Origin of the sequence: Vibrio sp. VP6 (assembly GCF_028823755.1) — a bacterium.
GTDB lineage: Bacteria > Pseudomonadota > Gammaproteobacteria > Enterobacterales > Vibrionaceae > Vibrio > Vibrio parahaemolyticus.
On the sequence record NZ_JAPEID010000019.1, the window covers coordinates 54,508 to 67,940 of the forward strand.

Genomic DNA, 13,433 nt, shown 5'->3' on the forward strand with positions numbered 1-13,433 from the left:
GCTCACTGAGCTCCTTTTCCTTTACCTATGTCAAGCTAAAACTCGTTAGATACGAGAGGCATCATAACCTGATGCAAGCAAAAGTTCTCGTTCATACCTAATGAGTTGAGCACGATCTTCAATTAATTCGTTCAAAGCTTGAGATGGCTTTCCTGCGAGAGTTTTGAAAGCAGCAAACGTTTCTGCACTGTCGATCTCATCAATCATACTGCTAATGACATTGCGCGCTTCACACGGATTGTTATCTGTAGTGAAGTATTCCACTTGTTTAGCTGCAGCTTTCATTTCTGTTAATAGCTCAAGCGGGCTCGTGTCTTTTGCTACCGCCATGTAGTTGTCTAACACGCGCTTTGCATAAAGCAGTTCTTTTAGTGGGATATCACGTCCACTTTCAATTAGGGATTCGCTAAGGATCATACTTGAGCTCATGGGCATTCCTTTAGTTATATACAACGCAGCTTATAAGTGTCCCATGAGTCTAATTTATTGAAGTCTAGTTGGGAATGGTAAAAAGCATTTTTTACGCATTTTTATTCACTAATGAACACGCGAATGCGATGCTTATCAGGATCGGTCGCTACAAAATTTAACCCATACACCGAGGTCATTGGTGGCTGAATAATGTCTACGCCCATCTCTTTCCACTTGTTGTAAACCAGCTCCAGTTGATGGCCGTCTGCTACAGACAGCGATAACTCGGCTCCTCCACCTTTCACCATGCTGATTGGAGTGAGCGCGTCACTTTGTTTGAGCGTAAGTTTGACGCTATGGGAAAGTGGCATAGAAGCAAATGTAGGAGATAAAAGCGTGACCTCGCAATCAAACAGTCTCGAGTAAAATGTTTGGCTCACGTGAATGTTTTCTACATAGAGAACGAATGAATTGATAGTCAGCATGGATTATTCCTCAACTTTGTTAAATAGATGAGGCTGAATTTACCGAAAGAGCATGACAGGTGCTGTCAGTAGTGAATTTTCACGTTAAAATCTAGTCGCTCTAAAACAAAGAAAAGGAGCCATTTGGCTCCTTTTTTCCTAACTGAATCAGCGGATATTAGTTGGTACGTTTCGAAGAGTACCAGTTGTTTTGATACGCTTTAGATGCAAACAGCGCGTTTGCTTTTGCTCGGTCAATAACGGATTCATCGACCTCTAGCGGTTTCATCGTTTGGCTTTCAAAGTTGTATTCCATGGTCGACACTTTTTCGCCAGGAGAAAGTACAACCAAGTTATCTCGGGTTAAGTAACCGAAGTTTTTGTCGTACTGCATCATTGCGCGTTCATCTTCGCGAGCCAGTGGCTTAGTTAAGTCACGGCCAATCATCGGTGTTTTTGCGTCCACACCAATAAGAGACAGCAGCGTTGGCGGCATATCAATGTTGTTGGCGATGCGGTCATCTTTACGTGGTTGAATGTCTTTACCAATGATCAAAGCAGGGATGTGGAAGTGCTTAACAGGAACAAGGTTTGCACCAAATACACGAGCATCGTGGTCCGCAATTACGATGAAAATCGTGTCATCCCAGTATGATGATTTTTTCGCTTTGTCGAAGAACGTTCCCAAAGCGTAATCTGAGTATTTCACCGCGTTGTTACGCGTCATGTGCTCAGGATCGTATTGTTCGATTTTACCTTCTGGGTACTCATAAGGACTGTGGTTGCTTGATGTGAACACAAGGCTGAAGAAAGGTTTGTCGCCTTTTGAAAGGCGCTCAAACTCTTCATCTGCTTTATTGTAAAGATCTTCGTCACTCACTCCCCAAGAGCCAACAAAACCTGGGTTCGTATAGTTTTTCTCCTCAACAATTTGGTCGAAGCCATTGCCGAAGAAGAAGGTCTTCATGTTATCGAAGTTTGCTTCACCGCCGTAAATGAACTGTGTGTGGTAGCCTTGCTCTTTCAGCAAATCAGCAATAGTAAAGAAACCCGTTTGGCTCTTACTCAGTTTAACAACCGCGCGAGAAGGCGATGGCGGGAAGCCTGTTGTTACCGCTTCGATACCACGAACTGAACGAGTGCCCGTTGCGTACATTTGTGTGAACTGCCAGCCTTCTTGCATTAGTTCATCAAGGTTTGGTGTAAGAGGCAGACCACCCAAAGAGCCCACAAACTGTGCGCCCAAGCTCTCTTGTAACAAGATAACCAAGTTTTTACGCTTGCCTTGGTACGTCGCTGGGTTGCTGTTCATGGTTGGTAGCAATGTAGGATCAAAGTCGACCTTCGTTGATGAAGCGCGAACGAGATCCAACATTTTTTGATTGTCCATCTTGCCGTAGAACTGCTCTGCGCTCTTTTCTGACTTCATATTGTTGACAGCAAATAGCAATGAGTAAGACGAATTCAGTGCTAAGTCGTTAAGCAGTGGATCGTTCGAAAACGCCACCATAGCAGGGTTGAGTGGACGGTGACCCAAAGACGAACGAGCGCCTGCAACACAAAGAAGCACAACGAAAACCGCCAAAAGAGGGCGCCATTTCCAATTGATTTGTTGCGCGCTATCGGTCAGTTTTTTGCTCCATTTCCAGCCTAAAACTAGCGTCAAAGCAGTGCCGATTGCACCAATAAACAGTTCTAGTTTGTAGCCAGTCCAAAGCATGCTCATCACTTCTTTCGGGTAGATGAGGTATTCAACAAACAGGCGGTTCGGACGCAGGTCATATTCTTGAATGAATGGCGCCGTTGCCAGCTCCATGTACACAAGAATCCATAGCCCTGCGACCATCCAAAGGCGCAATACCCATTTCCAGCATTCTCCGACCTTGCCTTTTAGTGGCATGAAAGAAGAAAGCAGAGCAGGGAGGATGAACAACCAGCATAACGTTGCGATATCAACACGCACGCCTTGGCCTAGGATGTAAAGGAAGTCGTTGAAGGATTCAATACGATCAAACTGCCAAAAGGCGAGTAAAATGCGTGATATGGACAAAAATGCAAGTGAAAACAAAGAAAAAACAGCGAGAGGCTGCAATGGCCCAAACATGGGTCTCTTAGACGAACTTTTCATATTTATTTTGTGATGGACTTAGTCGTGATGTTGTGTCGTTTCTAGCAAAGCGAGCGTGAAATAAACGTGAATTATAATGAAAATCTATGGACTGAATTGTAAGTATTCGTATGTCTATGTAAGAGTGGGAGGCGTCTCATGTCTGGGGCGAAACAAGGCGATAGAAGTGTGCTCCATATCGCCTTTTTAGTCGTCTTTTTTCGCTAGTACTTTGGGAATGCGACGACAAACGTGTTCTTGCCATTTTCTCTCGGAATCAGCTCTATTGTTGCGCTGTGTAGCGTGGCGATATCTTTGCAAATAGACATTCCCAACCCCGCACCATCGCCTTTTTCTGAGTGACCTCGGTAGAATTGTTCAAAGATCCTTTCTCGCGTTTCTTGTGGAATTTCGGGGCCAGTGTCGGAAACCAAGATTTTGATGGCATTTCTATTTTCTTGCACATTAACTTGGATTTCGCTGTGTGCGCCTGAATAGCGAATGGCGTTGTCTACAAGGTTACGGAACAACACTTCTAACAACATTTTGTCGCCAGAAAGGGCGACTTCCGCTGGTGAGAGGCTGATGTCTTGATCTTGTCTTAAAGCAAGTGGCGCTAAATCGGCGACGACGGTTTGCAGCAATGGCGTTAGTTCGACGTTGTCAAAGACGCGTTCAGATAAACTGTCTACTTTAGCAAGTGTAAGCAGTTGGTGGATGAGACGGTCGGTTCTTTCAATGCCTTGAAGGATGTTGTGTAAGTCTCCGCGTAGCTGCTCTGGATCATTACTTTCAAGAGCGTTTTCTACGTTTAGGCGCAGGATTGTCAGCGGCGTTTTGAGCTCGTGAGCGGCGGCTCGCGTAAAGCGCTTCTCTCTCTGCCACGCTTGTTCAAGTTCAGAAAGCAATGAATTGAGTGCTTCCACCAACGGAGCAAGCTCGGTTGTGTTGTCGGTTACATGAATGCGGTCTAAGCGGTGCACGTTTCGTTGCGTGATAGCCGTGCGTAGATCGTTAATCGGTCTGAAATACCTGTCTATCAGCCAGAATAGCAACAGCAGCAAAGTCGGCAATAGTAGTAACTGTTCGATGGACGTCGACAGAGCGATTTCATGGATGATCTCTTTACGTATCTTCTGCTTTTCAGCAACGACTACGTATTCGTTCTCATGCTCGGTCTGTGGTAATGAGAGTTGGAAAGTGCGCCACTGTACGCCGTCTTTGGTAATGTCGGCGTAGCCGTTGTTATAAAAAGAAGAAGAAAGAGAACGCAGATTCGGAGTGGAACTCCAGATTAACTTGTTGTCACGGTAGAATTGAAAAACGAGATTCTGCTCGTAGGGGTGACCAAATTTGGTGGCTTTGTCTTCGTCGCTTTTTGCCAAAGAATCGATGTTCTTCATCCACTGGTCGAATAGCTCTCTGTGGTTGGCGAGAGTGTCCGTTTCGGTTGAAATGGACAGCGTCAGCAGCATCAGCTTAGCGGATTGCCCAAGCCTAGCGTCATAAACTTCTTCGACTTCGTGTTTTGCTGATTGAAAGCTGAAGTACAAAGAAATAAGCAAAAGCGCACTGACTAACAAGCCAACCGAGAGCGTCAGTTGGCGTTTAATGGAGTAAGGTTTTTTATTTTTCAAGAATGTACCCCACACCACGAATGTTTTTGATGGCGACGTTGGGGGCTTTTTTTCGTAGGTTATGAATGTGAACTTCTATCGCGTTGTCGCTTGAACCTTCATCCCAGCCGTGTAGTGATTGTTGCAATTGCTCCTTACTTTGCACGCGTCCGGCGTTCGTCATCAAGCTGGTGAGGATTTTAAATTCATTGCGTGTGAGTTTAAGCGGAGCGTCATCGTAGCGAATGCTTTGTTCCGATAAGGATAAAGATAACTGCCCAACTTGAATGACTTCTTCTGCACTACCGGATTGACGGCGAATCAACACACGCAAGCGAGCGAGCAACTCTTCGAGTGCAAACGGTTTTCCGAGGTAATCATCTGCGCCGCCATCAAGGCCTTGAACGCGATCGCGAATGTCGTCTCGTGCAGTAAGTATCATCACTGGGAGCTTAAATCCGCCTTTGCGAATATTACGCAGAACTTCCAATCCATCGATATCGGGGAGAGTGAGATCCAAAATCACGGCAGTGAACGCTTCTGTTTTGAGTGCGCTAGTCACGCCAGACCCTTTTTCTACCCAATCCACGGTGTACCCATGGCGACTTAATGAAGTCACCATGGATTGACCGAGTAGTTTGTCATCTTCTACGAGTAATAAGCGCATAGATTATTTCAATCTCCCAAGAGTCGCTTCAATTTCCAGTTTTCGACCTTTATCCGCCAAAGGTCGGTCAGGGCGAGGTGATGCTTGCATTGCGCGAGTCAAATACACTTTCGCTTCTTTGTCTCGACCTTCTTCTGCAAGGAAGTCTCCATAAAAATAGTTCGGATCGATGCCTTTTGGATTGATCTCTAACGCTTTTTTCAACATTTCTTCGGCTTTATCGTCATCACCAAAGCCAATTGGCCACCCCGGAACTTTGTAATACAAAGAACCTAAACTGGTGTATGCAGAGCCATCAAGCGTTTGCGGTGACGTTGCAATTACTCCTTCGAGTAAAGATTTGGCTTCTTTGGCGAGTGATAGGGCACCTAAGCCACCTTGAGCACCAGCCAGCGATGCTTTATTGATTGCCAGCCAAACAGTGAGTTCGGGATTGCCGGGTTCTCTGTCGAGATAAATACTGGTTTTGGCAATCGCACGATGGAAGCATTGTTCCTTTTCGTCACCATCGGGCGTGCTGTACTGACATTCCGCCCATTTCTTTTGAACTTGTTGCAGTGGAGCATTACCCGCTAACGCAGCGGTCGAAGCTAACGTTGAACAAACCGTCAAAGCGCAAAGTAGTTGTTTGGTATTCATCGTCCATGTCCTCTTCAATGACTGACTCGGTTTACGTATTGGTGAATGGTTTCTTGTTGCTTACGAATCGCAGAAGAAACCACGCTTGGAAGCAGTTGATTGATGCGCGCAAAAAGTTTTTCTGGCCAACCAATCCACTTCGCGGAAATTTCTTTTTCCAACATGGTAACAACGTGATCGGCTACAACTTGCGGCGAGTCCGTTTTGTTACCCAGTTGTCGATTCATTTCATTGACGGCATCGCTATTGAGTGAGGTTTCTGTCGCTCTTGGGGCCAAATACAGCGCACGAATTCCGGTTGCGAACAGCTCTCTGTCGATCGATTCGGTAAAACGGTGCAACCCCGCTTTTGCCGCGCAATAGGAGGTATAGCCAGGGTAGCCAATTGAGCCGAATGTTGAACCAATATTGAGAATCACCCCAGGCTGTTTTAACCACGTTAACGCCGATTGGCACAGCAGCATCGGCGCGACGAGATTGAGTTGGATTTCGTCTGCGATCTGCGTTGGTCGTTTGTGGCTTAACAACGAGAAATCGTTGCTGCCCGCATTGTTAATCAGTGCGTCCACTTTTTGATGTTGGCGCGCTCGATCTTTAATCGCTGTTAATCCTTCTGATGAGGTGATGTCTGCAACGACTACGTCATGACGTTCTGGATTTGACAGTTCACGCTGTAGTGTTTGCAAGCTCTCTTCGTTTCGCCCAACAAGAATGAGGCTGGCTCCGCGTTTTGCTAACTCTCGCGCGATGGCTTGCCCAATTCCGCCCGTTGCGCCTGTCAGGAGAATGGTGCTGTTGTTAATGATCATGCTTCACCTCACGCCGCTTGTTGGGTTGAGAAGGAAGGCAAAGAGCGCAGCATTTGTCCGTACAGTGCAAACACCATTTTTGCAGAGTCGATGATGACTTGTTGATCTTCCACTTTGGTGATTTTGTTCATCAGTGATTCAAAAAATTGCAGATGATCTTGGTCTAACACGCTGTGTGAAATTAGGTAAGTCATTGCTGAAGGCGGTAGGCTTAACGTTGACTGGATTTTTTCTGCCATTTGGCCACCAATGCCGACGCTGGTGCCTTCTAATACCCACACCATGCCAAACAGCGCGAGTGGGTTGTGGCGGTCAATGTTGTGGTAAAGATAGGAAACCATTAATTCAATCGGCGCACCGACTTGACCTACATCTTTGTTGTTGCGCACTGCTTCGGCATCACCGCCACACGCTTTGATGTCATTTAAAATCCATTCTTGATGGCCTTTCTCTTCCTCGATGTATTCGGCAATGGCGTCTCGTACCCATTCGTATTCGCCAGATAGTCGGCCCCCACACGCCATCAGCAAGGGAACGGTGTGCTTAACGTGATGGTAAGCTTGGGTTAGAAAGGCGATATACATATCTTTGGAAATGTTGCCTTGTTGAACGTCTGCGATGACTGGCGCAGTTAACATTGCTTGTTGAGCAGCGGCAGTGCTTTTTTTGAGTTGTTCGAAAAATAAAGTCATAACCTTCTCCTTAAGAAGCCGTTAACTAAGATGCAGTTTGGAAAGACGTAATGTGTTGCTGAAAGGGCAAATCGATGCGTTGGATCTTTTGCGCTTGCAGCGTTAATTCAGACGTTGTGCTCGCTAATAACTGAGCCACATCATGTTCGATTTGATTTCGTTTGAGCTTGCCGTTATCCGTGTACCAACCAGAGATGGCTCGTGGGTTGTCCAGCAGCAATAAGGTTCGGATTTGAGCGTAATCGGGTAGGGTTCGGTTTAATGCATGAACCTTTGCTTCGACGTCTTCGCTATTGGCAATGACAGCACATAATGTTTGTTGGCTATCACCTGTAACGATCAGTGGCGTCATCGGCAAAAACGCCAACGCTTCTGATTCAATCCACTCCGGTGAGACATTTCTGCCGTATGCGGTGACGATAAGGTTCTTCTTGCGTCCTGAGAGAGTGACAAAACCTTGCGCGTCAATTTGGGCTAAGTCGCCAGTCGCTAACCATTTTTGAGTAAACGGCTCATTCAAATAGCCAAGAGCAACGTTGCCTTTGACGAGCAGTTCACCATCTTCTGCGATACGAATCAGAGCGTGGGGAAGTGGTTTGCCACACGTTCCTGCTTTAAATGTGGCTGGTGTATTCAAACAAACGACGGATCCACATTCAGACAAGCCATAACCTTCAAACGCAGGGATGTTCAGCGCATGCGCGGTATTAATCAGTTGCGACGACACTCTTGCGCCGCCAACGGCGACAAATTTTAGAGAACCCACAAGAGAGGGCTGCTGTTTCGCGATCTGAATGAGCGCAAGCAATAAAGCCGGTGTTAGCACTAAGCTTTCTGGTTTGATGGTCGCTAATGCTTGTGCAAACAGACGCGGTTCGAATTGGCTTGAACCGAGTAAGCCAGTTTGCTCTCCGGGTAAAATATATGACGTCACGCCCAACATGAGTGGAACATAAACGCCAGTTATGTTCTCGAGAAGTGTCGATAACGGAAGCAGCACTAAGTGTGAGTGTGCCGTGCTATTTACTGCGTCGGCGAGCGATTTTGCCACCAAACACAAATGATCATTGCTTAAACAAACGCCTTTAGGCTGACCAGTCGAGCCCGACGTAAATGTGATTTTTCCGGTTTCTGGTAGATAAGCTGCCTGTGTATCTTCATCTCCCAACTGGTTACGACGCAGCAAAGGCAAATTTGCAATGGAAAACGGATTGTCTTGTTGCTTAAAGCTTTGCTTAGGATTAGAACCCAACCATGCTTGCCAATCGCCAACTAAAGCATCGACGCCTGATTGCTCTAACGTATGTTCAACTTGTGCATCAGAGAAAAAAGTCGGAATAGGCACGACGACTATGTCTGCCGCCATCGCCGCCAAATCAACAATGGCCCAATCAATGCTGTTTTCTGCGCGTAGCGCGAGTGCTTTGATGTTCTGTGCAATAAGCTCTGCGGCAACGAGTTCGATCTTGTTTAACAATTCAGAGTAAGTCAGTTCAACCGTTTGATTCGCTTCGTAGCCAACAAGTGCTACTCGATTTGGTGTCGTTTTTGCCCATTTTGTAATGGCATCGAGGAGAATATTCATACATCACCTATATTCTGGCGTTGTGTTTAACCAAGTTGTTCTGGTTGTGTTTGCGGTTTTAACGACGTTTACTTTTCTATCTAGGCTTGTTTGCGTTTTCTTTCTTGGACTAATCGAAGACGCTCTAGTCCTTTTTGCAAATTGCCAGCTAACACACGCGGTTGATGTTCGTAGTATGACCCCCAAGTGGACTCGGCATCGGGGACTTTGTTTTGATCGGCCTGCGCGATGATATGAGGCTCCAATCCTAGGCGCGCCATCATGGCGTGGAGTGGATCTGTCGCGGTGAAGATGCACCATTCAAAACCGAGGTTGACCAGCATTTCTGCGATGAGGTAGAAGTGAAGAGATGACATGCCCTTAGCGAAAGATGCCAAGTGACCGAATTCCACTAAGTTCGAACGTTTTACGTCGCAGTTAAATACGTTAGAAACCAGCTTTTGGGCGTCGTCTTCTAAATACTGTTCAAGGAACAAGGGCTCATCTTCGGCGATGCGAAAGCCGCATACGGAAATAATTTGGCCGCCTTCAATGAGGGTTAAATACGCCGGCATAAATTGTTTTAGCTCGGCAAAGAATGCTTCTTGATAACGCTGAGAAACATGCTCGATAACTTGGCTCCAAAGCGGATGCATTGGATAAACGATGTCTAAAGTAAAGCCATCTGCAGAAGTTTGTGCATGGTGTTTCATGAGCGCTTCCTTTGTTTGAGTAGTTATCAACAAAATAAAACGCGAAACTTAAGAAATTCTTAAGGAATGAAATTTTGATAAATTATTTAACGACAGGAAGGCTTAAATGGCAGTGCCTTTTGGGGGTTTTGTGCTGGTATGTGGTTGATATTAATACGATGTTTCCTTGAGTAATCTAAATAAAAAAGCCAGTCTAAATAATCGACTGGCCTTTCATTTTCTCACTGAGGAACTAAAGATACGCTAAAGCTTTAGCGGTTTCTTAAGGTTTTTGGGCGTTACATTGCCGCTTTCTTCGCTTCTTCAATCCAACCATCAAAGGTTGTTTGGTTGGCTTTAATCCAGCCATTTACGTGCGCTTCGATGTCTGCCGCGCTATTTTTACCTTGGCTCATCATCATGTTTTGAGCGCTGACATCATTGATATTCAGTTTGATGATTTCGAACAGTTTCGCTGCCGATGGGTTCTTCTCTGTGAACTCTTTGTTCGCGACGATGCGCATAGAGTTCATTTCAAAACCGTAGTTTTTGCCGTTTTTCAGTGTGGTGTCGATGTCTTTACGTTCACCAGGAAGAGACGAGAACGGCACCTCTAGCCACACGACGTCTTTACCCGGAACAAGTACGCCACTTACCCAATACGGCGTCCATGTGTAGTAAAGAATTGGGTCACCTTTTTTGTAGCGGGAGATTGTATCAGCAATGATTGCGGCGTAGTTACCCTGGTTGTGAGTGACGGTGTCACGAAGCTTGAACGCGTCCAACTGATGCTCAACCACCATTTCACAACCCCAACCTGGGTTACAGCCGGTAAGATCGGCTTTGCCATCGCCATTTGCGTCGAATAGTTTCGCCAATTTTGGATCTTTTAACTGACCAATGTTCGTAATGCCGTATTTCTCGGCGGTTTTCTTATCGATGAGGTAGCCTTGCGCTGCGCCACTGACGTATTGGCCTTCTCGGAAAAACTTATCATCACCACCTGACATGGTGTATTTGTCTGCATGGAGCGGAAACCAGCCAACCGCTAAGAATGTTGCGTCACCTTTCGCTATCGAGGTGTAACCGACGTTGTAATCCACTTCTTTGGTTGGTTGGACATCGTAACCCAAAGCTTCCAGAGCACGATTTACGATCAACGTTTGGAACGTCTCTTCAGCGACAGTGGACTGTACAGGTTGAACCGTGACGCCTTCACCCGGTAACTCTCCGGCAAAGCCGTAAGTCGAAAATGTGATTGTGCTTAGCGCGCCGACAGACAGCGCTTTCTTCCATGAATTATTCATTCGTATTTCTCCTAAGTTTTAGGTCGTTTTGGTTCTTGTTGGTTTTAAATTTGAGCAGATAAGAGATAGGGCCGGTATGGTACCAGCGAAGTTTGGTATTGCCGGCGTTGACGCCAAGCTCTTGCGTAATGCGATCCAACAAAATAGCGAGGATCACAATGCCTAAACCGCCGACAGCGGCCAGACCCATGTCCAGTCGTCCGATGCCTCGTAACACCATCTGACCCAAACCGCCCACGGCGATCATCGAGGCGATAACCACCATCGATAGAGAAAGCATTAAGGTTTGGTTGACGCCCGCCATGATCGTTGGCAGCGCAAGTGGCAATTGAATGCGATACAGCATTTGCTTTTTGTTTGCACCAAAAGAGTGACCTGCTTCGATAAGCTCTTCCGGTACTTGTTGAATCCCAAGAATGGTCAATCGAACCACTGGCGGAAGGGCGAAAATGATCGTCACGACAACGCCCGGTACGTTACCAATACCAAACAGCATCACGATCGGAACAAGGTAGACGAACGCCGGGGTGGTCTGCATCGCATCCAATATTGGTCTTACAAATTTGGCGGCGGTTTGGCTTCTGGCTAGCCAGATCCCCATGGGTAAGCCAATCAACAAGCAGAAAAACACCGAAGTGAGCACCAAGGCGAGCGTGGTCATGGCTTGAGACCAAGCGCCGATCAAGCCAATGAACACTAGCGATACTAGCGTTGATAAACCAAGTTTGAAGTTAGAAAACTGCCACGCGAGTAAAAATAGGATCAGCACCATAATCGGTGACGGCGTAGAGACTAACGCGGTTTCGAATGAGGACAAGATAAAATCGATCGGAACTCGTATGGCTTGAAAAACAGGGCGACCATGTTCAACGAGCCAATTCAACCCAGATTCTACCCAATTATCGAGTGGGAGAACGGCATCTTGAAATGGGTTCATGATATCGAAAGGTGTCTCTTGCACGGCTTCGCTGTTCAACCAATCGTTGTTAGTTGCGGCCTCGCTACCTTGTGACCACGGGTCTTCTTGTGTTGGTGCGGTTTGCGACCAAGGATCGTTATTTGTTTGCTCTGTAGACATCGTTTAATCCTTATCGAGTGTTTGCAGAAGACGCGACTTCGTCACGACACCAAAATAGGTTCCTTGCTCATCGACTACTGGCACAGCATAAGGAACGCTCGCCACGATGCCGAGAATGTCATTCACAGACTGGTCGGGCTGAAGGGTCACGTCATCTTCTAATTGTGCGCTGGCCAAGGAGCGATTTTCCTTGTGGGCTAAGCGTAAGGAGTCGAGAGAAACGATGCCGGAATATCGGCTAGATTTATCTACGACGATGCCGTAATCACGGTCGTGATCCATCAAGATTTGCATGGCAGAGCCTGGGCCGTCGTGTTCGGATTTCTTGAATACCGCAGCGGGCTTCTTGCGCGCAATATCTTTGACGGTTAGCACGCTGGCGACATTAACGCCGCGGAAAAACGCCTCGACATAATCATTGGCGGGGTTATGAAGAATTTCATCTGGTGTGCCGACTTGCACAACTTCGCCGTTTTGCATGATGGCAATTCGGTCACCGATGCGCATGGCTTCGTCCAAGTCGTGCGAAATGAACACGATGGTGCGTTTATCGTCATTTTGCAGACGAATCAATTCATCCTGCATTTCAGAACGAATCAAAGGATCGAGCGCCGAGAACGCTTCATCCATCAGCAAAATATCGGGGTCGCAAGCTAGGGCGCGGGCAAGACCAACACGCTGCTTCATACCACCTGATAGTTCATCAGGAAACGATTCAGCGTAGGTGTCTAATCCAACTCTCTGCAACGCTGATAATGCACTTTCGTGGCGAATAGTCACATCGACGCCTGCGAGTTCCAGGCCGAAAGCGGCATTTTCTATCACCGACATGTGGGGCATGAGCGCAAAATTTTGAAAAACCATTGAAATGTTGTTCCGACGAACTTCGCGCAGTTCTTCTTCGGAGATGTGAGCAATGTCTTTCCCTTTGAGGTAAACACTGCCTTTGGTGGGTTCAATGAGTCGATTGAGAAGTCGAACGAGAGTGGATTTTCCTGAGCCAGATAGACCCATAATGACAAAAATCTCGCCTTCATTGATGGTCAGAGATACATCGTTGACGCCAACGGTTAAGCCAGTTTGTTCAAAAACATCGTCTTTATCAACGCCTTTTTCGATGAGTGAGAATGCTCGCTCCGGAGCTTCTCCAAACACTTTATAAAGTCCCTTAACTTCCAGTATGGGATCCATGTTAATTGTCCTTTGTTATGTGTTTATCACGAGTTAACGTTTTGTACTCTAATTAAATTGATAAAAGTTTTCAAATGATTGACTTGGCTTATTGGTGTTCTGTGATCATATTCTTCGTAGTAATGAACTTTCGTTGTTTTATTGATAAATCTTTTTAAAACATCTAGTTATGAATATGTTCGTTTGTGTTTTTAGG

General features: G+C 46.3%; 13 protein-coding genes. All 13 read right to left on the minus strand.

Features of this window, described 5'->3' with window-relative positions:
• Positions 1–45: 45 nt before the first annotated feature.
• The 13 genes from OU793_RS13610 to proV all read right to left on the minus strand — a co-directional run bounded on the left by OU793_RS13610 (position 46) and on the right by proV (position 13,237).
• Positions 46–429: a hypothetical protein gene (locus tag OU793_RS13610; protein WP_005464338.1), complete on the minus strand. Its 384-nt coding sequence runs from the start codon at positions 427–429 to the stop codon at positions 46–48.
• 101 nt (positions 430–530) lie between these two features.
• Entirely contained in the window at positions 531–896 is a 366-nt protein-coding gene (locus OU793_RS13615; RefSeq protein ID WP_159404096.1) for a VOC family protein, read from the minus strand.
• Positions 897–1,053: 157 nt separating this feature from the next.
• Complete coding sequence (locus OU793_RS13620; protein WP_159404097.1) at positions 1,054–3,003, minus strand: LTA synthase family protein; 1,950 nt, start codon at positions 3,001–3,003, stop codon at positions 1,054–1,056.
• Between the two features lie 203 nt (positions 3,004–3,206).
• Positions 3,207–4,619: an ATP-binding protein gene (locus OU793_RS13625; RefSeq protein WP_193237440.1), complete on the minus strand. Its 1,413-nt coding sequence runs from the start codon at positions 4,617–4,619 to the stop codon at positions 3,207–3,209.
• On the minus strand, positions 4,609–5,265 hold the full coding sequence (locus OU793_RS13630; protein ID WP_021454096.1) for a response regulator: 657 nt from the start codon (positions 5,263–5,265) through the stop codon (positions 4,609–4,611). Before OU793_RS13630 ends, OU793_RS13625 begins: the two co-directional genes overlap by 11 nt.
• A 3-nt stretch (positions 5,266–5,268) precedes the next feature.
• Positions 5,269–5,904, minus strand: coding sequence for a hypothetical protein (locus OU793_RS13635; protein ID WP_005464317.1), 636 nt, complete (start codon positions 5,902–5,904; stop codon positions 5,269–5,271).
• A 14-nt stretch (positions 5,905–5,918) separates the two neighbouring features.
• Entirely contained in the window at positions 5,919–6,713 is a 795-nt protein-coding gene (locus OU793_RS13640; RefSeq protein ID WP_029822641.1) for an SDR family oxidoreductase, read from the minus strand.
• Positions 6,714–6,721: 8 nt separating this feature from the next.
• On the minus strand, positions 6,722–7,405 hold the full coding sequence (locus OU793_RS13645; RefSeq protein WP_005464637.1) for a TenA family transcriptional regulator: 684 nt from the start codon (positions 7,403–7,405) through the stop codon (positions 6,722–6,724).
• A gap of 25 nt (positions 7,406–7,430) precedes the next feature.
• Positions 7,431–8,990 carry an AMP-binding protein gene (locus tag OU793_RS13650; RefSeq protein ID WP_140103273.1) on the minus strand — a complete coding sequence of 520 codons (1,560 nt, stop codon included), beginning with the start codon at positions 8,988–8,990 and terminating at the stop codon, positions 7,431–7,433.
• Between the two features lie 80 nt (positions 8,991–9,070).
• Positions 9,071–9,682, minus strand: a complete 612-nt coding sequence (locus tag OU793_RS13655) for a thermostable hemolysin (protein WP_015296838.1) — start codon at positions 9,680–9,682, stop codon at positions 9,071–9,073.
• Between the two features lie 278 nt (positions 9,683–9,960).
• Entirely contained in the window at positions 9,961–10,968 is a 1,008-nt protein-coding gene (gene proX / locus OU793_RS13660; protein ID WP_025622429.1) for a glycine betaine/L-proline ABC transporter substrate-binding protein ProX, read from the minus strand.
• On the minus strand, positions 10,961–12,046 hold the full coding sequence (gene proW, locus OU793_RS13665; protein ID WP_021823169.1) for a glycine betaine/L-proline ABC transporter permease ProW: 1,086 nt from the start codon (positions 12,044–12,046) through the stop codon (positions 10,961–10,963). Before proW ends, proX begins: the two co-directional genes overlap by 8 nt.
• A gap of 3 nt (positions 12,047–12,049) precedes the next feature.
• Positions 12,050–13,237 (minus strand): glycine betaine/L-proline ABC transporter ATP-binding protein ProV, encoded by a 1,188-nt coding sequence (gene proV, locus OU793_RS13670; RefSeq protein ID WP_140103272.1) that lies wholly within the window; start codon positions 13,235–13,237, stop codon positions 12,050–12,052.
• Positions 13,238–13,433 lie beyond the last annotated feature (196 nt).

Coding starts and splice junctions, on each gene's coding strand:
- OU793_RS13630 (WP_021454096.1), bottom strand. CDS start 5,265: ATGCGCTTATTACTCGTAGAAGATGACAAACTACTCGGTCAATCCATG.
- OU793_RS13645 (WP_005464637.1), bottom strand. CDS start 7,405: ATGACTTTATTTTTCGAACAACTCAAAAAAAGCACTGCCGCTGCTCAA.
- OU793_RS13650 (WP_140103273.1), bottom strand. CDS start 8,990: ATGAATATTCTCCTCGATGCCATTACAAAATGGGCAAAAACGACACCA.
- proV (WP_140103272.1), bottom strand. CDS start 13,237: ATGGATCCCATACTGGAAGTTAAGGGACTTTATAAAGTGTTTGGAGAA.
- OU793_RS13635 (WP_005464317.1), bottom strand. CDS start 5,904: ATGAATACCAAACAACTACTTTGCGCTTTGACGGTTTGTTCAACGTTA.
- proX (WP_025622429.1), bottom strand. CDS start 10,968: ATGAATAATTCATGGAAGAAAGCGCTGTCTGTCGGCGCGCTAAGCACA.
- OU793_RS13655 (WP_015296838.1), bottom strand. CDS start 9,682: ATGAAACACCATGCACAAACTTCTGCAGATGGCTTTACTTTAGACATC.
- proW (WP_021823169.1), bottom strand. CDS start 12,046: ATGTCTACAGAGCAAACAAATAACGATCCTTGGTCGCAAACCGCACCA.
- OU793_RS13610 (WP_005464338.1), bottom strand. CDS start 429: ATGAGCTCAAGTATGATCCTTAGCGAATCCCTAATTGAAAGTGGACGT.
- OU793_RS13640 (WP_029822641.1), bottom strand. CDS start 6,713: ATGATCATTAACAACAGCACCATTCTCCTGACAGGCGCAACGGGCGGA.
- OU793_RS13620 (WP_159404097.1), bottom strand. CDS start 3,003: ATGAAAAGTTCGTCTAAGAGACCCATGTTTGGGCCATTGCAGCCTCTC.
- OU793_RS13615 (WP_159404096.1), bottom strand. CDS start 896: ATGCTGACTATCAATTCATTCGTTCTCTATGTAGAAAACATTCACGTG.